This window comes from Gammaproteobacteria bacterium (genome assembly GCA_015709635.1).
Taxonomy (GTDB): domain Bacteria; phylum Pseudomonadota; class Gammaproteobacteria; order Burkholderiales; family Nitrosomonadaceae; genus Nitrosomonas.
Window position 1 is genome coordinate 1460360 of sequence record CP054180.1, and the last position, 26262, is coordinate 1486621.

The following is a 26262-nucleotide window of genomic DNA, read 5'->3' on the forward strand; positions in this document are numbered from 1 at the left end:
ATCTTTTCAGAGCTTCCTTAAGGAATACTTTGCTCGGGCAAACCGGATCTGCCAAAATTTTCGATTTGACAGGCAATCTTGCCGTTTTGCAGTGAGCACCAATCATGCCAAACTTTCCGGGCTTCTTCGACATTACTGAACGTCCAGAGCACGACCCCATCTTCCGTCATCAGGGTTGCCATTTTATTCGGCCATTCTTTAATCACGCAATACATTGTTTCCCTCTGTTGTATTAGTTGATGTAAGTAAGAATAATCAAACAATATGAAGTTTTAATGACTTAATAATGAAGAATGTGTGACACGGTATTACCATGCGTACAAAAAAGTGCCTGAAAGCAGCAATGGAGATGGCCTTCAGGCATCTTGTTTGATCAAACACACTTCCTTCATAAAAATGCAGAAGCGCTATAATCACCAATGCCGGTTAAATGATCGCTGATACGCGGATTGAGATATTATTGCATGACTTTTACATTTTTATCCGCTGCACGTTCTGTATCATGGAGATAGTTTCCGATCACATGTCTGTATTCAATAAGGAGTTATCATGAAAAATAGCAATTACTTTCAATTAAGTGCTGTAATATTTCTAGCGACAATCACTGGTTGTGCAACCAATACTGGCGGTAGTAACCCCATTGGTGCGGTCAATCAAGGCTTATCAACAGTCGAAGGAGCAGCACAAAGCGGCAAGCAAATTCTTAATGCTGGTACGGCGGCTGCCGCTAATCCGGAAGGCGTTGCTCAAATTGGCTTGGTGGATATTTTGGCTCATCGGCTTGGCGTATCGCAGCAACAAGCACTGGGGGGCGCTGGAGCAATATTTCAGATGGCGCAAAGCAGCATGAATCCACAAGCATTTTCGACATTATCACGATCTGTCCCAGGAATGAGCACCATGCTAGGTGCAGCCCCATCTTTGTCGAATTTATCCTCCCTGGCGAGCGGCAATAGCACACTGGGCAGTGCAACTGCACTAGCAGCATCATTCAAACAATTGAATCTTTCCCCCGATATGGTAGGACAATTCATTCCAATCATCACAAACTATGTAAGTAAGACAAGCGGACAAGCAACGGCCAATTTATTTCAATCCGCATTAACCTCGCGTTAAGTACAAAAGAATCCTTCGGAATAAATTTGCTCCGCGCGCCCTGCACCTATCCCCGCGGCAAGACCGCGGGGTATTACGGCGCAGAAAACCAAAAACGGCACGCTACGCTGACTTCAAAAACACAAAAACTATAATGCTCCCCGTGGCAAGACCACGGGGAATCGCAAGTTCAATAAAAAAATCAAGGGTCTGTAGTAGATTAGCTTAGATGCTAAGCTAATTGAATGAAGATAAGCTATTGTAGATTATTAAAGAAAGCACAATTAAAGCTACTGGAATACTTTGTGTTGGAGGTTACAGCAAGATCGGCAGCCGATATACTGGAAATACAACCCAATAGTGCAGCACTGTTTCATCGCAAAATACGCGAAGTGATTATTTACCATTTGGAACAGGAATCTCACGAAATCTTTGCTGGTGTGGTGGAGTTGGATGAAAGCTACTTTGGCGGTATCTGTAAAGGTAAACGAGGTCGAGGTGCTGCAAGTAAGGTTGCGGTGTTTGGCATATTGAAACGCGGTGGCAAGGTCTATACGAAGGTTGTTGGAGATACCAAGACAGAAACGTTGATGCCGCTCATTACTAGAAAAATAGCACCTGACAGCGTAGTTTATACAGATTATTATCGCAGTTACAATGCGCTTGATGTGAATCATTTTTACCATGAACGGATCAATCATTCCACACTCTTTGCTCAAGGTAAGAATCACATCAATGGCATTGAGAACTTTTGGAATCAGGCTAAACGCGTCTTAAGAAAATACAATGGCATTCCTAAAGAATCATTTCCACTGTTTCTCAAAGAATGCGAATTCAGATTCAATTATGGAATACCTAAACAACAACTAAAAATACTCAAACTTTGAACTCAGATTTAACCTGATCTACTACAGCCCCAAAAATTATTGCATGATTATTCAAGAGGGCTGTCGATGGATTGCGAATGATTTTTCCCATACCCAATTGTTCTTTTTTCCTAATTGCTCTTTTGCTTTCTTCGGTAATCTTTATGATCTAAAACAACTACTCCTCGATTTAGCCGGTCCTTTTGATTTTATCATTTCAGATAGTTTTCTTACTGTTGCTTTCTAAATTCTGCATAAATTGGTGCAATTTTCAGCGCTTCTTTGTGGTGTTTGACCGAATAGCCAGCTTTCGTGCAATATTAGATCTCGCCGGGAAAGTATGATTGTGGGAGTGGATGTATCGAAATGAAGCGCCACGAGTAGTTATAAGGATAAGATCGTGAGAAGAGTACAAGCACAACATAGTCAACCGCACAATCAATCCGCCGCGCAGAATAAAGGCGCGGCGATCGCATCTCCCCAAAACGCACAGATGGTTCAGTTAGAATCCATGATCGAGAATAGCCCGCAAGTGGACGGATTGGTACAACTAAAGGCAATAATCGATTCCAGTCCTAAAATTGCAGCTCAGCACCGGCTGAGTGACATGATCCGCAATAGCTCACGCCAAGTGGCGCAGCGCAAATTCATAGAGAATATCGATAATAGCTCTACTGTCACTGCGCAAAGACAGGAAACGGGAGGGTCGCTGCAGACAAAAGCTGTCCAGCTCGCAGAGGGGCCCGTCGCCGCACCCAACAACACCGGATTGCCGGATAACCTCAAGACGGGAATCGAATCGCTTTCAGGCCTGTCGCTGGACAATGTCAAAGTGCATTACAACTCGTCGCAGCCAGCGCAACTTAATGCCTTGGCTTATACGCAGGGAACGGATATTCATGTGGCTCCGGGACAGGAGCGGCATCTGCCGCATGAAGCCTGGCATGTGGTACAACAAGCGCAGGGCAGGGTACAACCCACGCTGCAAATGAAAGATGATGTGCCGGTTAATGATGATCGGAGGTTGGGGCAGAAAGCGGATGTGATGGGAGGAGGGGTACCACAGTATCAGGCGGCAATGCATATCCTTGCACACTCTGATTCGAAAAATAAACTTGTTTATCAACGTCAGGCACCAACCACGGCACCGCAACATACTCCGGCGCCTCAGGGAACCAAAACTCAAGTATGGCCTGAATATAGCGGTAATTTCTCGCGTAATTCCAATGGTACCGGCGGTAATTTGAATCGTATCGGCGGGCTGGAGGCCGTCATTCCGCGTAATAACAATATAGGTTCCTCACCGGATGCCGATCCACTCGGTTGGCGCTGGCTTTATACCATGGTACCCAAAGTGAAAGGCAACTGGGTGCGCTTTCACATACTCAACGCCGGATTGGGTGGCGATGGAAAAGATACTGATCTATTGATACCAACCACGCACAGCGATAATACGGGTTCCTGGTTGCATACCTTTGAAACTGGTATGAAACAGTCCGCCGCATTTGCTGCCTTGCATTATCGCATCGAGATCGACTATTTCGGTTATGGTGCTACCGGAAATGTCGAGACCGACTATAACAAGCAATTCTTTCCGCAAAGCCTACGCGCGGCGTACAGGACCTGGGATTCCATGAACAACTCGTGGTCGATTGCGGCGACAGATAATGGTTCGATACTTGCTAACATTAGCCCCCCGCCGACTATTGCAGGCACAGTGCAACGCGATATCGAAGGCGTATCCGAGAAGGCCTTATTGCGGATTTGGGGTATTTCCAGCAAGTTAGCGCAATTGATTGTACGCACCCAAAACAATGTCGGATACGGTGCGGTCAATAATTGCCAGAGTTTATACGACTTGCTGATGGACAATTTGTTTACAACCGGCAATTTCATGCAGTATGCGATTGACAATCAGTTTGAAGAGGAAAGCGAGGCTTTCTGCAACGATTGGCCTCGCTTGCAAGCCGCAGTGACAGCCACTGTGGGGGCGCAGTTGCTGGTAAACCATGCGCCGTTGCCTGTACCCGGCGGGCAGATCCATCGTAAATCCTTTGAACCGACGTCGCTGTTACGCAAATCAGCGGTTTCGATCACAAATGAATTTTCGGGTCTTCCATTTCACGTGGCAACCGCCATCTCTGCTCTCAACAAGAGCGATTTTGTTGAAGAGACCGAATTGTTCAATATTTACATACGGCAACATCACATTACAAACCAGGATGGCGGTGCAGGCAAAGTATTGAGTGAATGGCGAAATTGGATGAATGTGTTAAGCATTGGACTTCATTCTTTACCCATCCGCTTGGCCGCAAGCGATCCGGCGAACGCATGGCGCTTGAATTTGATTAGCAAAGCAATTGTTGCCGCTAAGACAGCAATTAAAAATACAGAGCATTGGGAAAAATTGGGTGATCTCGATTCTGCCATGCAAGCCAATTTGGATGACTTGACCACTCAAAGTACTGCAGCGAAATTGAAAAAAATTCACCCCACTGACCTGGAAAAACACCTGACCTTAGAAGCACTCAAAGTTGCGGAATACTGGGGGACCCGCCGGTATTTCAGCAATGAAGCAAAAAAACTACTTATTGACTGGGAAGAGCGCGTCAATAAATCGTTAACAACCAATACAATCAATGCCAATCAAATCGTTCAAAACTGGAATAATACTAAAGGAGTTTTATTACAGTTGCTTACTGAAATCCGTGGAATGCCGATTAGATACCCGCTGGATAGCCTTCCGAGTAAATTAGAAAACTTCAGAACTGTTGGAAAAAAATTCTTTAACGATTAGAGAAAATCGCTAACGGAGTCTTGCGATCCAATATTCTATGGCTAAGCTTTTTGTATGGTATCTATCACTTCAGATCGCATTGATTGTTGATGGTAGTAAAAACTGCACCGGAGTGATTGTAGATCGACTTAGAAACTTGATCAGTATGATTCCAAGAACGACTGCCTAGCCCGGTTAATTGCCGCTTGCACCTGTTCCGGTGCTGTTCCGCCGGTATGGTCGCGGCTTTGCATCGATCCTTCCAGCGTCAACAGCGCGAAAATGTCGGCTTCGATCTGTGCGGAGAAGGTTTGCAATTCGCTCAGTTCCAATTTGCTGAGATCGCAACCTTTTTGTTCCGCATACTGTACCGCCTGAGCGACGATTTCATGCGCATCGCGGAACGGAATGCCTTTCTTGACCAGATAATCCGCCAGATCGGTGGCAGTGGCGTAGCCACGCAGTGCCGCTTGGCGCATGCGATCGTGATTGACGCGTACGCCGCCGAGCATGTCGGCATAGATCCGCAGCGTATCCGCCAGCGTGTCGACGGTATCGAACAGCGGTTCTTTGTCCTCCTGGTTATCCTTGTTGTACGCCAGCGGCTGCGCTTTCATCAGCGTCAGTAGCGCCACCAGATGGCCATTGACGCGGCCGGTTTTACCGCGCACCAGCTCCGGTACGTCCGGATTCTTTTTCTGCGGCATGATCGACGAACCGGTGCAAAAGCGATCGGCTAATTGAATAAAACCGAACGACGGATTCATCCACAAAATGAATTCTTCCGACATGCGCGATAAATGCGTCATGATCAGCGCCGCGCAGGCGCTGAATTCAATGGCGAAGTCGCGATCCGACACGGCATCCAGCGAGTTTTGACAAACACCATCGAAACCGAGAATCTGTGCCACCCGTTCGCGCTTGATCGGATAACTGGTACCGGCCAGCGCGGCGGCGCCCAGCGGCAATTGATTGACCCGTTTGCGGCAATCACTCAAGCGCTCAGCGTCGCGCTTCAGCATTTCGAAATACGCCATCAAATGATGACCGAACGAAACCGGTTGCGCGACTTGCAGGTGGGTAAAGCCGGGCATCACCGTGTCAACATGCTGTTCCGCCAGATCGAGAAGTGCAAGCTGCATGGTCTTGATCAAGCCGATGATTTCATCGATCGCAGCACGTAAAAACAGGCGGATATCGGTTGCCACCTGATCGTTGCGCGAGCGGCCGGTGTGCAACCGTTTACCGGCGTCGCCGACCAGGGCGGTGAGGCGTTTTTCGATATTGAGATGCACGTCTTCCAGTTGTTGCGACCAAATAAACTGGTGATTGCGTATTTCCTCGCGGATTTGCTCTAAGCCGCGCTGGATATCTGCCAGATCCTGGTTGCTGATGATGTGTTGTTCCGCCAGCATTTGCGCGTGTGCCAGCGATCCTTGGATATCGTATTCAGCCAAACGTTGATCAAAGCTCACCGAAGCCGTGTAGCGCTCCACCAGCGCGGACACCGGCTCGTTAAAACGTCCCGACCAGGTTTTTTTATTATTCTGCTTTTCCATTGCTGCATTGTTATCCATGACGTTTTTATCTCCGGTTTGCGGCGCCAACACCTGTAAACCGCGCATTATAAAACATAACCGCGCAAGCGGTTTAAGCCTGAGCGGGATTTTAGAATCGTGCGGTTTTATGATGCATAAATAATGAATTCTGCGTGAAACCGCCGCCTAATTGGAACATGCTACTTTTCCTCCTTCCCGGATTCATGGATAATTCAGCTTTATCACTGCTACCCATAACAGAAGGAGTTATCCATGTCGGATTACAACAAACAAAACCCGAATCAACAATCCAAAGCTGAAAACTTACTCTCGTCATTCAATGCCAAGTTTGAATGGATCGAGAAAATTCCGACCACACAACTGCCCGCCAAATATTTTGCAATTCTTGTAGGGCTCTTGCTCGCTGTCATCGCATGGAAATTCATTGCTGTCGGTAAAGTGGAATCCGATCTGGCGAAGAAACTTGAAAGCGAGCGCACACTAATTACGCAGCAGGCTCGTGAATACGCTGATCAGCAATACGTAAAGGAAGAAGAGCGCTTCGGGCAGGTTTTGTCTTGGGCGGTACGCGGTGAATTGATCCGCAACAATATTGATCAAATCGATCAATATTTGAGCGAAATCGTCAGAATGAAAGATACCGAACGCGTGGTGTTGATCGGTGAAGACGGTCAGTTGCTGGTTTCCACGGATAAACGCCTGGAAGAAACAAAAGGCACGGAAATTTTCCCGAAAGAAATCCTCAATCTGCAAAAAATTTCAGTTAAATCCGATGCCGATGGCAAAAAAATTCTGGTTGTTCCGGTGATGGGATTGAACAAAAAAATCGCCACATTGGTTGTCAGCTATAAAAAACCTAAGTTTTAGAATTGATTGGCCGCACGCGTGGCTTAATATTTTGGCATGTTTATGAAAAGGCTTTTGCCATGGCAAAAGCCTTTTTTATTGGCTGCGGCGGATTTGCGCGCCGAGCGCAGATAGTTTTCCCTCGATATTTTCATAGCCGCGATCCAGATGATAAATGCGGTCAATCACCGTTTCGCCTTGCGCAACCAGACCGGCAATGACCAGACTGGCCGAAGCGCGCAAATCGGTTGCCATCACGTTGGCGCCATCCAGTTGGGAAATACCGGTGACAATGGCGGTATTGCCTTCCACTTCGATGTTGGCGTTCATGCGCTTGAGTTCCTGCACATGCATCAGGCGGTTTTCAAAAATAGTTTCGGTCATGATGGCGGTACCGTCCGCGATGCAATTCAATGCCATGAATTGCGCTTGCATATCGGTGGGAAAAGCCGGATAAGGAGCGGTGCGGACATTTACGGATTTGGGTTTTGATTGCATCGTCAACGTGATTCCGTTGACATTGGCATCGATCCGCGCGCCCGCTTCGATGAGTTTATCCAGCACAGCGTCGAGCAAATGGGCCGCGGTGTTTTTTAGATGGATCTCGCCGCCGGTTGCGGTAGCTGCCGCCAGAAAAGTGCCGGTTTCAATCCGGTCGGGCATGACGGTATGTTCCGCGCCATACAGCGATGCTACGCCCTCGATCGTGATGATGTCGCTGCCGGCACCGTGAATCTTTGCGCCCATCGCATTCAGGCAATCGGCTAGATCGATGATTTCCGGTTCGCGTGCGACGTTCTCAAGGATAGTCGTTCCCTCAGCCAAGGTTGCCGCCATCATCAGATTTTCCGTTCCGGTGACGGTGACGATATCGAACACGATGCGCGCACCGTACAGCTTTTGGGCTACGGCATGAATATAGCCGTGCCGGATAGTGATTTCAGCTCCCATTGCCTGTAAGCCTTTGATATGTTGATCGACGGGACGCAAGCCGATGGCGCAGCCGCCGGGCAGAGAAATCTCCGCCTCGCCGGCGCGCGCAAGCAGCGGTCCAAGCACCAAAATGGCGGCGCGCATGGTTTTGACCATTTCGTACGGCGCCACCAGCTGTGTCAATGTTGCGGCAGACAGCACAACTTCGCCGTTACTCTGCGCAATCACGTTTGTTCCCATTTGTTTGAGCAGCGACAGCATGGTGGTAATGTCTTGTAGATCTGGAACATTACTGATTCTTAAGGATTCCCCGGTTAACAATGCGGCGCATAGAACGGGTAGCGCAGCATTTTTTGCGCCCGAAATGGAAATTTCCCCACGTAGCGGTATGCCACCTTGGATAATCAGTTTTTGCATAGCATGAATAATTTGAGTGAAGGTTCGATTAAAATCCTTGCCGGTTGAAATGTGTCAAGGTTCGCTGCATCATAACGCGATAGCGTGGTTAAGGTTATTTGCGGGCACCAACTATAACAAAAAAATCGAATCAATTTCATAGGGAGAAAAAATGACCAAGCAAATCATCCATACCGCCGATGCGCCACAGGCTATCGGCACTTACTCACAGGCAGTGCGGGTGAAGGGAGGAGGATATACGATCTATCTATCGGGGCAGATCGGGTTGGATCCGGTCAGTATGCAAATGGCAGACGATATCGAAGACCAGACTCAACAGGTATTTGCCAATCTGAAAGCGGTGGCGGCAGCCGGCGGCGGCAGTTTGAGCGACATTGTGAAGCTCAATATATTTCTGACCGACCTGGCGAATTTCGCGCTGGTCAACGACATCATGGCCAGCCATTTTTCCCAGCCCTATCCGGCGCGTGCGGCTGTCGGCGTCAAAGCGTTGCCGCGCGGTGCGCTGGTGGAAATGGATGCAATCATGGTGTTGCCAAATTAAGCTCAACTGTACAGTCGTACGATCACAAACGGTGCGATGATTGCCCATTCCGCCGTGCAGGAGAAACTATCCCGCCTGGGTATTTGCAACGATCTGGACTTGATTTTGCATTTGCCGATCCGCTACGAAGACGAAACGCGGTTGTTTGCAATTGCCGATGCGCCACCAGGACAAACGGTGCAAGTCGAAGGCGTCATCGTGCATGCCGAAGTCGTGGTTCGGCCCAGGCGGCAACTGGTTTGCCAAGTTGAAGACAACAGCGGAGTGCTGGTCATGCGTTTCCTGAATTTCTACGGCAGTCAGATCAAAACCTACGCGGAGGGTAAGCGTGTGCGGTTGTTGGGCGAGGTGCGCAGCGGTTTTTTCGGCGCGGAAATGGTACATCCCAAATGCCGCATCGTACGCACCGGGGAACCGCTGGCTGAAGCGATGACGCCGGTTTATCCTGTGACTGCCGGTTTGTCACAAAAGATTCTCGGCAAATTGATCAAGCAAGCTTTGCAGCAGGCGCAGCAAACACTGAATGAAACCCTGCCCGAGCGCATCATCCGGCAATACCGGCTGGCAGGTTTCCGCGATAGTGTGATGTGCTTGCACAATCCGCCTCCCGAGGTATCGATGGAAGCATTGCAGGCACGCACCCATCCCGCCTGGCGGCGTATCAAATTCGACGAATTGCTGGCGCAGCAGCTATCGATGCGCATACATTACCGGCAGCGGCGCAGCCGTGCCGCGCCGGTTTTGGTGCAAAAAGGCGAATTGCAGCAATCGTTTCTCGCGCAGCTAAATTTTCAACTGACCGCTGCACAAACCAAGGTTGCCACGGAAATCAGCCGCGATCTGACCTCTCCTTACCCGATGCAGCGCTTGCTGCAAGGCGATGTCGGCAGCGGTAAAACGATCGTGGCTGCTTTGGCCGCGCTGCAAGCGATCGAGAACGGTTTCCAAGCCGCGATCATGGCGCCGACCGAAATCCTCGCCGAACAGCATTTTCAGAAACTGACAAGTTGGTTCGAGCCGCTGGGAATTGCGGTGGTCTGGCTATCCGGCAGCCAGAAGAAGAAACAGAAGCGAGCCGTGCTGGAACAAATCGAAGTGGGTTCCGCGCGGCTCGTGATCGGCACGCATGCCTTGTTTCAAGAGCAGGTGGTGTTTCAGCAATTAGGCTTGGCGATCATTGATGAACAGCATCGTTTCGGTGTGCACCAGCGACTGGCGCTGCGCATGAAAGGTGCACAATCCGATCAGGTGCCGCATCAATTGATGATGAGTGCCACGCCGATACCGCGCACGCTGTCGATGAGTTATTTTGCCGATCTGGATGTGTCGATCATCGATGAATTACCGCCCGGACGGTCGCCGGTCGTAACCAAATTGATCGCCGATAATCGCCGTGGCGAGATCATGGCTCGGATTCAACAGGCTTGCGAACAAGGCAAGCAAGTCTACTGGGTGTGTCCGTTGATCGAGGAATCCGAAACCTTGCAATTGCAAACCGCGCTGGAAACTTGCGAAAATTTAACCAGCATGTTGCCGCATGTGCGTGTCGGTTTGGTGCACGGGCGCTTATCGCCACAGGAGAAAGTGGCTGTTATGGCGTCGTTCAAACAAGGGGACATTCAATTGCTGGTGGCGACGACGGTTATCGAAGTCGGCGTGGACGTGCCGAATGCGTCGCTGATGGTGATTGAGAATGCCGAGCGCATGGGGTTGTCGCAATTGCATCAATTGCGCGGCCGTGTCGGACGCGGCACGGAAGCCAGCATTTGCATTTTATTGTTTCAACAACCGTTATCCGAAATCGCGCGCCAGCGGCTCAAAATTATTTTTGAATACACCGATGGTTTTGAAATTGCCCGCCAGGACCTGCAACTGCGCGGCCCCGGTGAATTTCTCGGCGCACGTCAGAGCGGCGTGCCGATGCTGCGTTTTGCCGATCTGGAGCAAGATGGTGAATTGCTGAGCGCGGCGCAAGCTGCCGCCGAGGAAATGCTCAACGATCACCCGGAAATGGCGCAGCGGCATATTGCGCGCTGGTTGGGGGATAGAACGGAGTATTTACGGGTCTAGAAGCGCTGAAAAACGACTGCGCTCGTTCAAGCTGCGTTGAAATCAGGCTCAAAATGTTCATTTACTCCATGTAAATTGCGCTTTTTCACCTGGTTTCGCCTTGCCCGATCATCGCTCGCTACCTTTTTCAGCGTTTCCCTAGCCATGTAATGCGAACTCAGTCTCCCGCCACAACCCGGTTTCGCCCCAACTCTTTCGCTTGATACAGCCGGGTATCGGCAACTGACATAAAACTATCGACTGTATCCGTTTTGCCGGGTATGCGCGTGATTGATCCGATTGAGACGGTTAAATACCGCGATGCACTGCTATATTCATTGTGAATGTGCAAATTTTCCATTTCCTTGCGGATAATTTCAGCAAACTCTGTGGTACCTTGATAATCAAGATTCGCTGCCAGAATACCGAACTCCTCACCGCCCAGGCGGAAGGGGAAGTCGCCGGGCCGGTGACAGATTTCTTTTAATTTTCGGCTAATCTGCATCAATGCGCGGTCGCCAGCGCTATGCCCGTAATGGTCATTGATTTTCTTGAAGTGATCGATGTCCAGCATGATCAGCGCCAAAGGGGCTTTATCGCGCTTGGCTCTTTTTAATTCGCGTGCAAATATCGTATTGAAATGCCGGCGATTGAACAAATCGGTAAGCTGGTCGGTTACCGCCAGTGACTCCAATCTCAAATTCGCTTTGCGCAATTGCTTATTGGCTTTATGCAGTTCTTTTTCAATTTGCTCCCGCTTGTGGCTTTCACGCATGAGCTCCATCGTGCGCGAAGATAAGCTATCGTACATCTGCATCACGGTTTCTATGACAACCCGGATTGAACCACTCATTTTCTTATCGGAAGCGATTTTGGCTTGATCGAAAGACAATCCGTCATCGATGTATTGAATAAGAAGCGCCATGCGCTTGTCGCTATCCAGAATGTGGAATGCCAGCCAGCGAATCAGAAATAAAATGATGCTTTCAATGATTTCGTTTTGCGGTTTGTTTTTTTCACCTTCCTTCAGCTCGATGACTTTGGGCAGGAACGAAGAATGACTCAGTTGATGCGAAGATAGCCAGGAATCATTGCCAAAGTGTTCGAGCCAGATAGCTTCTTCAGTTTCAAAATGAAATTCGGCGTATTGTGTCAATTCGGTAAAAATATCATTTGTTTCAATCGGGTTGCCGCGCACCAAAGCGGTTGCTAGCCGGTTTAGTAACGAAACGAGCTTTTTATGCTGCTCGTCGATGATGGCTATCCCGGTATCCAGATTCTCATTCCATGGGAATACTTCAAATTTATCCAAAAGGTAATTCATTTAATACTTCTGAGTATTGATGGTTAAAAATCTAATAAACGGAGCAAACCAGCGTCATCTTAATCCTACTTCCACTCTTATGAATTTTACCATTCTTGGCATTAAGGAAATGTACTGAATGACCGGTACGATGAATCACGGCCGGATGGTCGCGGTTATGCAATGCCTGTATACAGTCTGTTGTATAATCCGCTGCCAACAGCTCTCAAAATAACTTTGCCGGATCGCAGCATTAGAATTTCCATCATGCAACAATCCCATTTGATAATATTGCCGCAATGAATGAAGCGCATCCGCTGGCATGGCATGCGGAACTGATCTCTGTTTCATTCCGTCAGCGCATCTGGTTGCAAGATCGCGGCTCCTTGACGCGGCGCATTCAAGACCGCTGCAGCGGTTTTCGCGTGCAGCCGGTGTTTCAGTCGTTGCGCCGGGTTTATGGTGATGAGCAGGATGTCATGCAATTGCGTCCGAATGAATTGGCGTTGGTGCGGGAAGTTTATTTATATTGCGGTAACACTCCGCTAGTGTTCGCGCATTCCGTGGTGGCGCGTAAGAATTTGCGCGGTGCGTGGCGCGGATTGAGTGGATTGGGCAATAAGTCGTTAGGAACGGTGTTGTTTACCAATCCCAAAATCAAACGCACGCCACTGCAGTTTAAAAAAGTGAGTTGCGGGCATTTTTTGTACGAACGCGCGTGCAGCCGTTTACCGGAAAAACCGGCGAATCTGTGGGCGCGGCGTTCGTTGTTTACCTTGCACGGCCAATCGATTCTAGTGACCGAAGTATTTTTACCCGCTATCTTGAATTTACCGTTATGAACGTGGCAGATCGAATCAAAACCTACGCGCAATTGATGCGGCTCGACAAACCGATCGGTATTTTGCTGTTGTTGTGGCCCATGCTGTGGGGTCTGTGGTTTGCGGCACAAGGCTTTCCCGATGGGCTTATTCTGGTTATTTTTGTGCTGGGCACAGTGTTGATGCGCTCTGCGGGTTGCGTCATCAACGATTTTGCCGACCGTAAAATCGATTCGCATGTCGAGCGTACCAAGAACCGGCCAATGGCCGCAGGAAGAGTGAGTTCCAAGGAAGCGTTATGGTTGGCGGCGGGGTTGAGTATCTGCGCTTTTTTATTGGTTCTGCCCCTGAATCAGTTAACTATTCTGCTTTCCGTGCCGGCATTGTTTCTGGCAGGAACCTACCCGTTCACCAAACGTTTTTTTGCCATGCCGCAGGCGTATTTGGGCATTGCGTTCAGTTTCGGCATTCCCATGGCTTTCGCCGCACAAACCGGCAGTTTGCCGTCGATTATCTGGATTCTGATGCTTGCCAATCTGTTCTGGGTGATCGCTTATGATACGGCGTACGCCATCGTCGATAAGCCGGATGATCTGAAAATTGGCATCAAAACCTCGGCGATTACTTTCGGCCAGTTTGATGTGCTGGGTGTCATGGTATGCCACGCATGCTTCCTTGCGATCATGTTGCTGATCGGACAACTGCAGCAGATGAATCTGGCGTATTACGCCGGACTGATAACGGCAAGCGGCTTGATTGCCTACCAATACAAGCTGATCCGCAACCGCGACCGGGCCTTGTGCTTCAAGGCTTTTTTGCACAACAATTGGGTGGGGATGGCCGTATTTGCCGGAATCGTACTCGATTTTGCCATTTTTCCGCATTAAGGATTCCTCATGCAATATAAAGACCTGCGCGATTTTCTGGCGCAATTGGAAGCGCTGGGAGAGCTGAAGCGCATTCAAACCGAAGTCGATCCCAAGCTGGAAATGACGGAAATTTGCGATCGCATTCTCAAAGCGCAAGGGCCGGCGGTGTTGTTCGAGCATCCTAAAGGCCACACCATGCCGGTGCTGGGTAATTTGTTCGGTACCCCCAAGCGCGTGGCATTAGGTATGGGGCAAGAATCGGTCGAAGCGCTGCGCGAGGTCGGCAAGCTGCTGGCCTACCTGAAAGAACCCGATCCGCCGAAGGGACTGAAAGATGCCTGGGATAAATTGCCGGTATTGAAACAAGTATTGAACATGGCGCCGAGGGAATTGAGTAGCGCACCATGCCAGGAAATCGTCTGGGAAGGCAACGATGTCGATCTGAACCGGATACCGATTCAGACGTGCTGGCCGGGCGATGTTGCGCCGCTGATCACCTGGGGTTTGACGGTGACCCGCGGGCCGAACAAAACCCGGCAGAATTTAGGTATTTACCGTCAGCAAGTGATCGCGCCCAACAAAGTGATCATGCGTTGGTTGGCGCATCGTGGCGGCGCGCTGGATTTCCGTGAATTCAGTCTGCAAAATCCCGGTAAGCCTTATCCGCTGGCGGTGGCTTTGGGCGCCGATCCGGCGACCATTCTCGGTGCCGTGACACCGGTGCCGGATACATTGAGCGAATATCAGTTTGCCGGGCTGCTGCGCGGCGCGAAAACCGAAGTGGTGAAGTGCATCGGTAACGACCTGCAGGTGCCGGCAAGCGCCGAGATTGTGCTGGAAGGCGCGATTCATCCCGGTGAAACCGCACTGGAGGGACCTTATGGCGACCACACCGGTTACTACAACGAGCAGGAAACCTTTCCGGTCTTTACCATCAATCGCATCACCATGCGGCGCAATCCGATTTATCATTCGACGTACACCGGCAAACCGCCCGATGAACCGGCCATTCTGGGCGTGGCGTTGAACGAAGTGTTCGTGCCGCTGCTGCAAAAACAATTTCCGGAAATTACCGATTTTTATCTGCCACCGGAAGGATGTTCGTACCGTATGGCGGTGGTCAGCATGAAAAAGCAATACGCCGGGCACAGTAAGCGCGTGATGTTCGGTATCTGGAGCTTTTTGCGCCAATTCATGTACACCAAGTTCATCATCGTCACCGACGACGACATCAACGTGCGCGACTGGAAGGAAGTGATCTGGGCGATCACCACTCGCGTCGATCCGGTGCGCGATACCTTGCTGGTGGAAAACACCCCGATCGATTACCTCGATTTTGCCAGCCCGATTTCCGGATTGGGCGGCAAGATGGGATTGGATGCGACCAACAAATTTCCCGGTGAAACAAACCGCGAGTGGGGCACGCCGATTGTGATGGATGATGCAATCAAGCAGCGGGTTGATGCCATTTGGCAGGATCTCGGAATTTAACACCATGCGCGAGGTTTGGCACACCATCTTGTTGCTGACCATGAGCAACGTGTTCATGACGTTTGCCTGGTACGCGCATTTGAAGGAATTGAACCACAAACCGTGGATTGTTGCCGCGCTGGTCAGTTGGGGCATTGCTTTCTTCGAATACATGCTACAGGTTCCCGCCAATCGCATCGGTTATTCGGTGCTATCGGTGGCACAACTCAAGATCCTGCAGGAAGTCGTCACGCTGACCGTGTTTGTGCCGTTCGCACTCTGGTATTTGAAGGAACCGTTGAAGCTCGATTATCTCTGGGCAGCCTTGTGCATGGTAGGGGCGATTTATTTCATGTTCCGTACACGATAGTCATATTTTGATTTTTTGCATAATGCAAAATTCTTTTTTTCGATAGATCGCCAAATGCGAGAAAGAGTACAATACGCAATCGTTCGGAAGGATTACAAATAATTGAATCAGATGGATAAGCACTGCGAAGTAAACCCGGAATGAAGAAACACATCACCCTGCGGATATTCATCCTGATTTTATTACTTACTTTACCGCTAGCCGGATGGGGCAGTTGCGTTGTCCCCAAAACCACAGACCAGAATGAAAGCGAAAGCGAGCATAAACCTGTCATCAAACCGCAAAAGAAACCCGTATTTATTGAAGCTGATCGCATTACCGGCTATTACAAACAAGAAGTCGAGGCGACCGGAAATGCGGTGTTGCAGCAGGGTGACAATACGCTCAGCGCAGACCGCATGAAATACTACGAGCAGACCGAAGACGCCGAAGTGGAAGGGAATGTGCGCTTGGAGAGACCCAAGGATATCCTGAAAGGTAAGAAGCTCGAGCTTAATGTCGGAACTGAAGTCGGTCAGTTAACCGAGCCGCGCTATTCAATGAAAAAAGGACGAGGCCGCGGTGCTGGCGATATCCTGTATCTCGAGGGTGAAGATCATTATCGTGTCACAGAAGCCAATTACACGACTTGTCCGGAAAGAAAACGTGACTGGTATCTGCGAACAGAGGAACTGGAAGTCGACAATAAGAAGGAAGTCGGTACAGCACGGAATGTCAGTGTCGTTTTTAAAGACGTGCCGATTCTGTATTCGCCGTGGATAAATTTTTCCTACAGTGGCAAGCGAAAAACAGGATTTCTGACACCGGTTACCGGCTATAACGCGAAAACCGGATTTGATACCGGATTGCCGATTTATTTAAATATCGCACCAAACATAGATGCCACGATAATGCCCAGAGTTATGACCAGACGCGGTTTTATGCTGAGTAATGAGTTACGTTATGTCGGCAATAACAATATGAGCGGTAACTTGTTATTCGATATTCTGCCGATGGATATCGACACTAATCGAACCCGCTGGGGGGTTTTATATACGCATACGCAGGATTTTGGCAGAGGCTGGCAGGGTTTTCTCAACTATAACCGAGTATCCGACGATTTGTATTTCCGTCAATTGACTCCTAACTTGGCGCAAACCAGTTTGACCAACTTATCGCAACAAGGCGGTGTTGCCTATAACGGCCGCTGGGGCAGGGACGGTGCATTGCAATTCACCGGATTTGCTCAAGGTTTCCAGACCATACAAGATCCGCTGGCGCCGTTTGTACCTCCCTACGAGCGCTTGCCGCACTTTTCTTTGAATGCGGTGAAATATAACGTAGGGAAAATGGATTTTGAGTTGAAGAGCAGCTGGACCAACTTCTATCACCCGACGTTCATAAACGGTAACCGCTTAATACTCTACCCAAATGTTAGTCTGCCGTTACGCAATGAATTCGGTTACATCACACCTAAAATCGGCTTGCACTATACACACTACAATCTGGATAAGCCGGTTGGCGACAAAGGGGAATCTATCGATCGGACCATTCCCATTTTCAGTTGGGACAGCGGCGTTGCATTTGATCGGCAACTTGAAGTTAGCGGTACGAAATTTATCCAAACGCTGGAGCCGCGTTTATTTTATGTTTACGCGCCTTACCGCAACCAAGATTATCTGCCGAACTTTGATTCCGCGGTCAATGACTTCAGTTTCGCCCAAATACTCACTGAGAATCGCTTCAGCGGCGGCGATCGCATCAATGATGCCAATCGGGTCGTGACCGCATTAACGTCGCGATTTGTCGAGCAGTCAAGCGGAATTGAATATTTGCGCCTCGCTATCGGGCAGCAATTCAATTTCAACGACCCTAAAGTAGTATTGCTTCCGCCTCAAGTCACCAGCGGTAGATCGGACTTCATTGCGGCGATATCGGGGAGATTGTCGCGGAGTATCAGTACCGATACCAATATACAGATGGATGAAGCTCATCTACAGACTGAGAAAGTTCGAACTGGTATTAGTTACCAGCCAGAAACCGGCAAAGTGCTCAATTTGGGTTACCGCTTCACCCGAGGCGTGCTGGAGCAAGTCGATACTTCGGTGCAATGGCCGATCGGCGGGAATTGGCATGGCTTGACCCGGGTTAATTATTCATTGCTGGATGATAAAATTCTGGCTGGATTGGCAGGTCTTGAATATAACTCATGTTGCTGGGCTTTGCGCTTAGTACTGCAACGGTTGACGACAGCGACGAATACGACCACTACCGCATTTTTTGTGCAGCTTGAATTGAAGGGATTGATGGGGATCGGCAACAATCCGCTACAAGTACTGCAGCAAAGCATTCCCGGTTATACCAGCATTCATTGATCGTTGAATTTTCCTATCGCATTTATCCGGTTTTGTCATTCTATGCATAAAAGAAGCGCCTATTTTTGCATTGCCTTTCTCCTCATCGCATTGCTATCGAATCCGCTTGCGGCGCAAGAGCTGAGTTTCGTTCCGGCCGCAAAACCGATTGATCATATCGTCGCCGTTGTGAATGAGGATGTCATTACGCGCCAGGAATTGGACGATGCGGTCAAATTAGCCGTCGGCCGCTTGCAGCAGCAAGGGGTGCAATTACCCGATCAACGCTCGCTGGAGAAACAGGTGCTGGAATCCGTCATCATGAAGCACATTCAGTTGCAGCACGCCAAAGAAGTCGGCTTGGCTGTCAGCGGAAACGAGTTGGACGAGACTATACAACGGATTGCAGCGGATAATAAATTGTCGCTGCCGGAATTTCATGCGGTGTTGGAGAGAGATGGAGTCAATTACAGTAAATTCCGCGATGAGATTCGTGAAGAAATGATCATGGCGCGGCTCAAGGAGCGGGAAGTTAAGCATCAGGTGAACGTGACCGAGGGGGAAGTGGATAATTACCTGCACACGCAGAAAACAACGAACGAAGGTCAGGATGAATACCGGCTCGGGCATATTCTGATACTGGTGCCGGAGAATACCGCTCCCAGTTATATTCAGCAAAGAGCGGAGCGAGCCAAAATGGCGCTGGAGAAACTTCATGCCGGCGTGGAATTTTCCCAGGTAGCTGCGGAATTTTCCGATGCCGCCGATGCCAAAACGGGCGGAATCATCGAGTGGCGGCCGATCACGCAAATGGGTCCGACCTTCGCGGAATTGCTTCAACCCATGCAACCGGGTGATTTAACACCGGTAGTGCAAAGCCCCAGCGGTTTTCATATCTTCAAGCTGCTCGGCAGGCGTGCGCAGGAAACCCCGACCGTTATCATCGACCAGACGCACGCGCGCCATATCCTGATAAAAATTAACGAATTGACTTCGGAAAACGATGGTAAGCAAAAGATTCTGCAACTCCAGGAACGGCTGAACCGGGGAGAAAGTTTCGAAGAGGTCGCAAAACTGTATTCCGAAGATACCAGTGCATCTTCCGGCGGCGATCTCGGCTGGCTTTCACCGGGTGATACCGTGCCGGACTTTGAGCGGGCGATGAATGCGCTGTTGCCGGGCCAGATCAGCGATCCGGTGCGGTCGCAATTCGGCTGGCATTTGATTCAAGTGCTGGAGCGCCGCTCGCAAGATATCAGTCAGGACCGGCGGCGCCAGGCAGCCAGGCAAGCGATACGGTCGCGCAAAGCCGATGTGGTGGTGCAGGAATGGTTGCGGCAATTGCGCGATCAGGCCTATGTGGAATACCGCTTGGACGACGAGCATGAGCATTAGATTTATTCCGGCACTGGCATTGACACCCGGCGAGCCTGCCGGTATCGGTCCCGATCTGTGTGTGCAGATCGCGCAGCATCCGCTGTCGTGCCAGTTGATCGTCATCGCGGATGGCGAATTATTGCTGGCGCGCGCGCGGCAACTGAAGCTTCCGTTGCAACTAGTCGATGTTTCCGCAGCTGCGCCCACACTGCATAAGCCCGGCAGCTTGCAATTTATTCATGTGCCGTTAGCTGAACCGGTTGTTCCGGGGGTTCTCAATCCGGCAAATGCGTTGTATGTGCTGGAAACTTTGCGCTTTGCGGTTACCGCCTGCCAATCCGGCCGATTCAACGGCATGGTGACGGCACCGGTGCACAAAGGCGTGATCAATGATGCCGGTATTCCTTTTACCGGGCATACCGAGTATTTATCCGAGTTGCTGCATAGCCCGGCGGTTATGATGCTGACGGGCGGTAATATGCGAGTAACCCTGGCGACCACGCATTTGCCGTTGAAGGATGTCGCCGCGGCGATTACCGCCGATAGAATCGAGAGCAAGCTGCGCATCATTCAGCGCGATTTGATCACATGTTTCCTGCTGGAAGAACCGCGTATCGCCGTTGCCGGACTTAATCCGCATGCCGGCGAATCCGGTCATCTGGGGCGGGAAGAAATCGATATCATTATTCCCGTGCTGAATAAGCTGCGTGCGGAAGGTATGCATCTGATCGGTCCGATTCCGGCGGATACTTTATTTAACCCGGCGCAACTCAAACAATACGATTGCATTTTTACCATGTACCATGACCAAGGATTGCCGGTTCTGAAGCATGCCAGTTTCGGCGGCGGTGTGAACATTACGCTGGGACTTCCGATCACCCGCACCTCGGTCGATCACGGCACGGCACTGGAACTGGCCGCGACCGGCCGGGCGAATCCCGGCAGTCTGCTGACGGCGATTGAAATGGCTGTGCATTTGGCGAAAAATCAAGTGCAATTCTTCCGTCATGCGCCATAATCCGCGCAAACGTTTCGGTCAGAATTTTCTGGTCGATCAACACATCATTGCGCAAATCATCGCTGAAATTTATCCGCAAAAGAGCGACCGCCTGCTTGAAATCGGCCCGGGTCTGGGCGCATTGACGCGTCCCTTGCTGCAAACCGCCGATCATTTGCATGTCGTCGAAATCGATCGCGATATCGTGGCAAGATTGAATGACGAATTCACGCCGGACGAACTGACGATTCATGCGATCGATGCGCTGAAATTCGATTTTTCCGCGCTCGGCGGCAAGCTGCGTATCGTCGGTAATTTGCCTTATAATATTTCGACGCCTCTGTTGTTTCATCTGAGCCAATTCTCCGAGCATATTCTCGATATGCACTTCATGCTGCAGAAGGAAGTGGTCGATCGCATGGTCGGCGTGCCAGCCACATCCGATTACGGACGGCTTTCCGTCATGCTGCAATACCGCTTCGATATGGAATACGTTTTCAGTGTTCCGGCGCAATCATTCCGTCCTATGCCGAAAGTGGAATCGGCGATCGTGCGCTTGATTCCGCGGCGTCAATCGGTTCCGCCGGTAAAAGACGAAACGTTGTTTTCACAAATTGTCGCCGCGGCATTTTCGCAGCGCCGCAAGACGCTGCGCAATACACTGCAGCAATATTTAACAGCTGATGATTTCGGTGCTTTGGGAATTGATTCCGGGTTGCGCGCCGAAAATCTATCCGTGGAAGAATTCGTTGCGATCGCAAATTTTCTGACTGAGAACTCAAAATCTCAACTCTGATTTCCCGTCGGGCTTTGTGTCACTTGCCTGCATGTAGCCTCGGCAGCTGCTGCGCTTAAAGCACCACCGGTTTATTCGTAAGCTCGTTTAGGTCCTTGCCGGGATCGAATGGGTAATATTTCTGCAAGTGCGTACCGATGGCATCGATCCCGGCGATGACACCCGCTTCGAATTGTTGTTGCCGGAATGCCGATTCCATCGCACGGCAAATATTTTCCCATTCGCTCTGGGAAACCTTGGCATGAATGCCGCGATCGGCAATGATTTCTACGGTACGGTCAGCCAGCAGCAAATAAATGAGCACGCCGTTATTCTGTTCGGTATCCCAGACCCGCAACTGCGAAAAAACCTCGATCGCGCGTTGCCGCGCGGTTTGATTTTTGAGAAGCGGGATGGTATTCAGCGCAGCTTCAACGGCAAAACAAATTTCACCGCCATGTTTTTTTTCCGATTGCTGAATGGCGTACTCGATAGCGGCGAGTGATGTAGCGGGAAATACGCGTCGTTGTGTCAGATGTCCGGTGAGCAGATGACGCAGAATGCGGGCAAAATTCATCTACCATCTCCCCGATGCACCACCGCCGCCGAAACCGCCACCACCGCCACCAAAGCCTCCACCGAAGCCACCGCCACGATCAAAGCCGCCGCGCCGGTAATAATCGTGATCCGGCCAGCCGCTGCGGCCGCTTCGATAATATCCACCAGGGTTGTTCAGAAAAAGATTGAGCACAAACACCACGATGGCGATAAGCACGGCGGCTGCTAGCGACGAGAAAGACAGCCAGCCGATGATTCCTACTCCGATACCGGTGACAGTTGCGCCAACCAATCGTCCGAGAAAAACCTGTACGACTCTTCCGATTATGATGGATCCGATCAGCAGGGAAATAAAACTTTCCAGCGGGGAGTGCGCTTCTGCAGTACCGGTGCCGCTTCGCATGTTTTTAGGAAGTGACAGCGGCTCACCCTTGATCAGGTTTATCAGCGCGTCAATACCGGCATCGATGCCTGCGGCAAAATGTCCTTGCTTGAATTGCGGCGTAATGATTTCCGCAATAATCCGTTTCGCTGCCGCATCCGGTACCGCGCCTTCCAATCCATACCCTACCTCAATACGCAAAGCGCGATCGTTTTTGGCAATGAGCAGTAAAATTCCATCGTCGATGCCTTTGCGCCCCAATTGCCAAGCCTCCGCTACACGTATTGAATATTGTTCGATGGTTTCAGGCTGTGTCGTCGGGATGATGAATACCGCAATCTGGCTGCCTTTGGTTTTCTCAAATGCGGCTAATTTTTGCTCCAGCTGTGTGGCTTCGCTGGCGGAAAGGGTTGCGGTCAGGTCGGTGACATGCGCTTTCAGCGGCGGAATGACTGCATCGGCCATGGCGGTTGCAGTGATAAACAATATTGCTGCAAGCAACCCCATTTTCGTTCCGATCCGGATCATTCTGGAAAGATTCATGCCGTGTTATTTTGCTGCCGGAATAGGGGTGTTGAAATCGACGTTGGGCGCGGTGGAGATTTCTTGTTCATTTTCTACCGTGAAACTGGGTTTGGTTTGATATCCGAATAGCATCGCGGTCAGATTGCTGGGGAAGGAACGCACCACGATATTGTATTCCTGCACCGCTTTGATATAGCGATTGCGTGCCACGGTAATGCGGTTTTCGGTGCCTTCCAGCTGTGCCTGCAGATCGCGGAAATTTGCATCCGATTTTAATTCGGGATAATTCTCAGTGACGACCAGCAGTCTGGCAAGAGCGCTCGATAATTCACCTTGCGCGCTTTGGAACTTGCCGAACGCTTCGGCATTATTGATCAATTCCGGGGTTGCCTGGATTCCGCCGACTTTCGCGCGCGCGTTGGTTACGCCCAACAGCACATCTTTCTCTTGTGCAGCAAAACCCTTGACCGTATTGACCAGATTAGGCACCAAATCAGCACGGCGTTTGTATTGATTCAATACTTCCGCCCAGCTGGCTTTTATTTGTTCGTCGGTGGATTGCAATGTATTGTAGCTGCAACCGCTAAGCAGCAAAATATAAAAAATAACTGTAAGTGTAAGTAATTTGCGCATAAATTCTCCCAAAGATACTCAAGTTGCCATCATAAATGGAGATTAAAGCAGTAATTGCAATACTATTTCCGGCTGCATCATCGATCAATAGCAGCATTTCCTATTAATTCTGTCCGTTAGATTCCGTTGATCAATTTCTGTTTGTTGAAAAGAGAAATGAATTATGATGAATCGAACGAAGCTTGTGGCATTGTTATTTGCTGCCGGTACATTGTGCGCAAGCAGCATGGATTATGCAACTCCTGATCATTCTATGAAAGAAACGCACAACAGCGGCAGCAGCCATGAACCGTCAAGCGGTGATGAATATTCATGGCCATCCAACCGTCAAAATTCCGGTGATGAAAATATGAAAAATCATAATACTGATAAGTTATCCCATACTACTCACCGTGTCATAGGTGAAAATAAAAATCCGGCAACAGCTGGAGTAGAAGATAGAAAAATAGCCGCTGGAAAAGTAATCCCGAACGAGCAGAATTTTAATTCTAAGCCTGTGCCTGCTAGTGCTTATTTGAATGACAACTCAGCTTCCTCTGTGCCGGAACCTGAAATTTATGCCATGCTGGTGGCCGGACTGAGTTTGTTGGGCTTCATAGCGCGCCACAAGAAAAACAGCGCATAATTACACGCAATTATTCATAAAATAAACCCGCTACATGAGCGGGTTTATTTTTATTGAACGATGTTGCTGTGAGCGACGCGGGTCAGAAACCCAACAAGTTTCGCAGGCAATCCAGTATTCCCGTAGAATCGGAGCGATGACAGAAGAAATAAACGCTACCGATCAGTGTAATAATCGACAGAAGAAACACCGCAATAGAAACTTTTAAGCCCCTTTGATCGTATTTTGCTTTAATTGTTTTTGCAATGTCGTCGTACGATTGTTCGGATATATCGATCTTTTCCCTTGGGATATCTGAAATTTCATGAGCAGTTTCTCGATTTGTTTTCTGCTCAGGCTCATCGGCATACAGCGGAACAGTCGGAGTTTTTTCAGGAGCTGGCGGAGCCGGTGGCGTTGTTTCCTGAGCCGGATTATCGGTTGACGGCTGTGATTCCTGTTTTTTTCTTTCCTGATTGTTGAGCAGAATAATGTAGTGAAATACATCGGTGGCCATACCCATCCGCTGCGTGGCTTCATACACATCTTTGGCATCAATGATGGATTTATTGCGCTCGTATGCAACGTTGAACGATCTGTCGCACAGTGAATTGATTGTGCGTGGTGTCCCGCCCGCACCGAACGCGATTGAAAGCGCCTCCCAGCCGGTATCCGAAATGAGAGTGGGAGTACCCCCGGCCACCTGGAGACGATGTGTAATATATTGCATTACCCGGTCGGTATTCATTTTTCCCAATGTTTCCAGCGCCGCGATGCGTTGCTTGAATGGTGCCATTTCCGGCCTGTTGATTTTCTCCATCAATTCTTCCTGGCCGAGCAGCAATAATTGAATAAGTTTGGTGGATCCTTCTTCAAGGTTATTGAGCAGGCGAATGCCGTTGAGAACATCTTCCGACATCAAATGGGATTCATCGATGATAACCAGGCATTTTTTCCCTTCAGCGTTGACTCTCAGTAGCGCATTGCGGATGTCGCGCATGACGAAGGTTTTCTCCGCTGAAGTCGGTTGAACGCCCAACTCCTGTGCAAGAAATAAATAAAGATCGGAACTATTGGCAGGCGGTTCCACCATCCAAATCAATTTGATGTTCTCGGGAAAATCGGACTTTATCATCTGACTCAAGGTGGTTTTGCCGGACCCGATCGGACCGGTTACCACGATCAAACCTCGTCCACTGAGCAAGGAACCGGATATTTGCTTGCGTATCCGGGCATGATCGCCATGATCGTAAAAAAACAGTGGGTCCGGTACATTCTCGAACGGAAGCAGATTGAGGCTGAAGTGCTGCGCGTACATGTGCATTAATGGGCTCCCTTTACGGCAAAAGTTTTACTTCGACTCGGCGGTTTTTGGCTCTACCTTCTTCGGTACTGTTGGAATTTATCGGCCGTGTATCGCCATAACCGGTTACCGATATCCGGTCTTTCGGTATACCGTGTAACACCAGTATATTGGCGATCGCCTTCGCGCGACGCAACGATAAATCCATATTGTCGCTGCCGAATTTACCGGTCGGTACATTGTCGGTATGGCCTTCGATGAGGATGCGGCTGTTTGGAGCTGCGGATATCTCTTTCACTAATTTTTCAATGGTCGAGTAAGCGACATCCTGGATAACATCCTGCCCGGAACGAAAAGTCTTGCCGCCAAATACCGTCAGGGTTTGTGGTTGGGTATTCGAGTTGGCCGCTGTAATGCCCGTTATCGTTTCTTCCGTTGCTGCCAGCTTATTCTCTAGCTGCGTGATGGTTTTTTTCATATCTTCAGCCAAAGCTTTTTCGGCATCGGATTCACCGCTTGGCTGGTTTAAGACATCAGTTGTCGCGGGTGCTGCAGGTGTCACGAATGCCGGTGCAACCGGAGGGGCTATAGGTGCCGGTGCGGGCATCAATGCTATTTCCGGGCGATTATCCCAGTACGAAGTCGTATAAACCGGAAAATTCAGAGCTTTATAGATGACAAAAGCGGATAAGGTGAAAAAAACCACGGACAATCCAATAAAAATTGAACGCATAACAAGATTCTCGATTAATGTAATATGTTGCGGATTTAAGCGAATATTAACGGACTCAAGCGGAAATATTTTAGTGCATTGAAGGCTGCTTTGCTTGCATGCAGGGCTTAATCAAAATATATCA

At 49.7% G+C, this 26262-nt stretch carries 24 protein-coding genes; 15 read left to right on the forward strand and 9 right to left on the reverse strand.

Going from position 1 to position 26262, the window contains the following annotated elements:
* Nucleotides 1-17: 17 nt before the first annotated feature.
* A complete protein-coding gene (locus HRU78_06660) occupies nt 18-215 on the reverse strand; it encodes a hypothetical protein (protein QOJ23375.1) in 198 nt (65 codons plus the stop codon).
* Nucleotides 216-549: 334 nt separating this feature from the next.
* Here HRU78_06660 and HRU78_06665 point away from each other — a divergent pair, with 334 nt between their 5' ends.
* The 3 genes from HRU78_06665 to HRU78_06675 all read left to right on the forward strand — a co-directional run bounded on the left by HRU78_06665 (nt 550) and on the right by HRU78_06675 (nt 4758).
* Entirely contained in the window at nt 550-1116 is a 567-nt protein-coding gene (locus HRU78_06665; GenBank protein QOJ23376.1) for a DUF2780 domain-containing protein, read from the forward strand.
* A gap of 224 nt (nt 1117-1340) precedes the next feature.
* Nucleotides 1341-1982 carry an IS1595 family transposase gene (locus tag HRU78_06670; GenBank protein ID QOJ23377.1) on the forward strand — a complete coding sequence of 214 codons (642 nt, stop codon included), beginning with the start codon at nt 1341-1343 and terminating at the stop codon, nt 1980-1982.
* A gap of 586 nt (nt 1983-2568) precedes the next feature.
* Nucleotides 2569-4758 carry a DUF4157 domain-containing protein gene (locus HRU78_06675; GenBank protein QOJ24951.1) on the forward strand — a complete coding sequence of 730 codons (2190 nt, stop codon included), beginning with the start codon at nt 2569-2571 and terminating at the stop codon, nt 4756-4758.
* Between the two features lie 140 nt (nt 4759-4898).
* Here the strand turns inward: HRU78_06675 and argH are convergent, their stop codons facing one another.
* Nucleotides 4899-6296 (reverse strand): argininosuccinate lyase, encoded by a 1398-nt coding sequence (gene argH, locus HRU78_06680; GenBank protein ID QOJ24952.1) that lies wholly within the window; start codon nt 6294-6296, stop codon nt 4899-4901.
* A gap of 252 nt (nt 6297-6548) precedes the next feature.
* Here argH and HRU78_06685 point away from each other — a divergent pair, with 252 nt between their 5' ends.
* Nucleotides 6549-7163: a hypothetical protein gene (locus tag HRU78_06685; GenBank protein QOJ23378.1), complete on the forward strand. Its 615-nt coding sequence runs from the start codon at nt 6549-6551 to the stop codon at nt 7161-7163.
* 75 nt (nt 7164-7238) lie between these two features.
* On the opposite strand, the gene murA is transcribed toward HRU78_06685, so the two are convergent.
* Nucleotides 7239-8492, reverse strand: coding sequence for a UDP-N-acetylglucosamine 1-carboxyvinyltransferase (murA, locus tag HRU78_06690; protein QOJ23379.1), 1254 nt, complete (start codon nt 8490-8492; stop codon nt 7239-7241).
* 151 nt (nt 8493-8643) lie between these two features.
* On the opposite strand from murA, the gene HRU78_06695 reads away from it, so the two are divergent.
* Nucleotides 8644-9036 carry a RidA family protein gene (locus HRU78_06695; GenBank protein QOJ23380.1) on the forward strand — a complete coding sequence of 131 codons (393 nt, stop codon included), beginning with the start codon at nt 8644-8646 and terminating at the stop codon, nt 9034-9036.
* 36 nt (nt 9037-9072) lie between these two features.
* A complete protein-coding gene (recG, locus tag HRU78_06700) occupies nt 9073-11106 on the forward strand; it encodes an ATP-dependent DNA helicase RecG (protein ID QOJ23381.1) in 2034 nt (677 codons plus the stop codon).
* Nucleotides 11107-11263: 157 nt separating this feature from the next.
* Here the strand turns inward: recG and HRU78_06705 are convergent, their stop codons facing one another.
* Entirely contained in the window at nt 11264-12409 is a 1146-nt protein-coding gene (locus HRU78_06705) for a bacteriohemerythrin (GenBank protein ID QOJ23382.1), read from the reverse strand.
* A gap of 278 nt (nt 12410-12687) precedes the next feature.
* Between HRU78_06705 and HRU78_06710 the strand changes: the two genes are divergently transcribed.
* From HRU78_06710 to rsmA, 8 genes are all read left to right on the forward strand, one after another.
* The gene (locus HRU78_06710; GenBank protein ID QOJ23383.1) at nt 12688-13230 is read left to right on the forward strand and encodes a chorismate lyase; all 543 of its coding nucleotides are present in this window, start codon (nt 12688-12690) and stop codon (nt 13228-13230) included.
* Nucleotides 13227-14096, forward strand: coding sequence for a 4-hydroxybenzoate octaprenyltransferase (gene ubiA / locus HRU78_06715; protein ID QOJ23384.1), 870 nt, complete (start codon nt 13227-13229; stop codon nt 14094-14096). Before HRU78_06710 ends, ubiA begins: the two co-directional genes overlap by 4 nt.
* Nucleotides 14097-14105: 9 nt before the next feature.
* Nucleotides 14106-15569: a 4-hydroxy-3-polyprenylbenzoate decarboxylase gene (ubiD, locus tag HRU78_06720; protein ID QOJ23385.1), complete on the forward strand. Its 1464-nt coding sequence runs from the start codon at nt 14106-14108 to the stop codon at nt 15567-15569.
* A gap of 4 nt (nt 15570-15573) precedes the next feature.
* The gene (locus HRU78_06725; GenBank protein QOJ23386.1) at nt 15574-15918 is read left to right on the forward strand and encodes a DMT family protein; all 345 of its coding nucleotides are present in this window, start codon (nt 15574-15576) and stop codon (nt 15916-15918) included.
* A 140-nt stretch (nt 15919-16058) separates the two neighbouring features.
* Nucleotides 16059-18272: an LPS-assembly protein LptD gene (locus HRU78_06730; protein QOJ23387.1), complete on the forward strand. Its 2214-nt coding sequence runs from the start codon at nt 16059-16061 to the stop codon at nt 18270-18272.
* Nucleotides 18273-18314: 42 nt separating this feature from the next.
* Nucleotides 18315-19646, forward strand: a complete 1332-nt coding sequence (locus HRU78_06735; protein QOJ23388.1) for a peptidylprolyl isomerase — start codon at nt 18315-18317, stop codon at nt 19644-19646.
* On the forward strand, nt 19636-20646 hold the full coding sequence (pdxA, locus tag HRU78_06740; protein QOJ23389.1) for a 4-hydroxythreonine-4-phosphate dehydrogenase PdxA: 1011 nt from the start codon (nt 19636-19638) through the stop codon (nt 20644-20646). Before HRU78_06735 ends, pdxA begins: the two co-directional genes overlap by 11 nt.
* Nucleotides 20636-21421, forward strand: a complete 786-nt coding sequence (gene rsmA / locus HRU78_06745) for a 16S rRNA (adenine(1518)-N(6)/adenine(1519)-N(6))-dimethyltransferase RsmA (GenBank protein ID QOJ23390.1) — start codon at nt 20636-20638, stop codon at nt 21419-21421. Before pdxA ends, rsmA begins: the two co-directional genes overlap by 11 nt.
* A 55-nt stretch (nt 21422-21476) precedes the next feature.
* Here rsmA and HRU78_06750 read toward each other — a convergent pair whose 3' ends face one another.
* The 3 genes from HRU78_06750 to HRU78_06760 are packed head-to-tail and all read right to left on the reverse strand — an operon-like array spanning nt 21477 to nt 23498.
* The gene (locus tag HRU78_06750) at nt 21477-21977 is read right to left on the reverse strand and encodes a TPM domain-containing protein (GenBank protein ID QOJ23391.1); all 501 of its coding nucleotides are present in this window, start codon (nt 21975-21977) and stop codon (nt 21477-21479) included.
* Nucleotides 21978-22883, reverse strand: a complete 906-nt coding sequence (locus HRU78_06755) for a YgcG family protein (GenBank protein QOJ23392.1) — start codon at nt 22881-22883, stop codon at nt 21978-21980.
* 6 nt (nt 22884-22889) lie between these two features.
* Complete coding sequence (locus HRU78_06760; GenBank protein ID QOJ23393.1) at nt 22890-23498, reverse strand: LemA family protein; 609 nt, start codon at nt 23496-23498, stop codon at nt 22890-22892.
* A gap of 163 nt (nt 23499-23661) precedes the next feature.
* Here HRU78_06760 and HRU78_06765 point away from each other — a divergent pair, with 163 nt between their 5' ends.
* Complete coding sequence (locus HRU78_06765) at nt 23662-24123, forward strand: PEP-CTERM sorting domain-containing protein (GenBank protein ID QOJ23394.1); 462 nt, start codon at nt 23662-23664, stop codon at nt 24121-24123.
* Nucleotides 24124-24205: 82 nt separating this feature from the next.
* On the opposite strand, the gene HRU78_06770 is transcribed toward HRU78_06765, so the two are convergent.
* Nucleotides 24206-25426 (reverse strand): AAA family ATPase, encoded by a 1221-nt coding sequence (locus HRU78_06770; GenBank protein ID QOJ23395.1) that lies wholly within the window; start codon nt 25424-25426, stop codon nt 24206-24208.
* A 13-nt stretch (nt 25427-25439) separates the two neighbouring features.
* Nucleotides 25440-26138 (reverse strand): OmpA family protein, encoded by a 699-nt coding sequence (locus HRU78_06775; protein ID QOJ23396.1) that lies wholly within the window; start codon nt 26136-26138, stop codon nt 25440-25442.
* Nucleotides 26139-26262 lie beyond the last annotated feature (124 nt).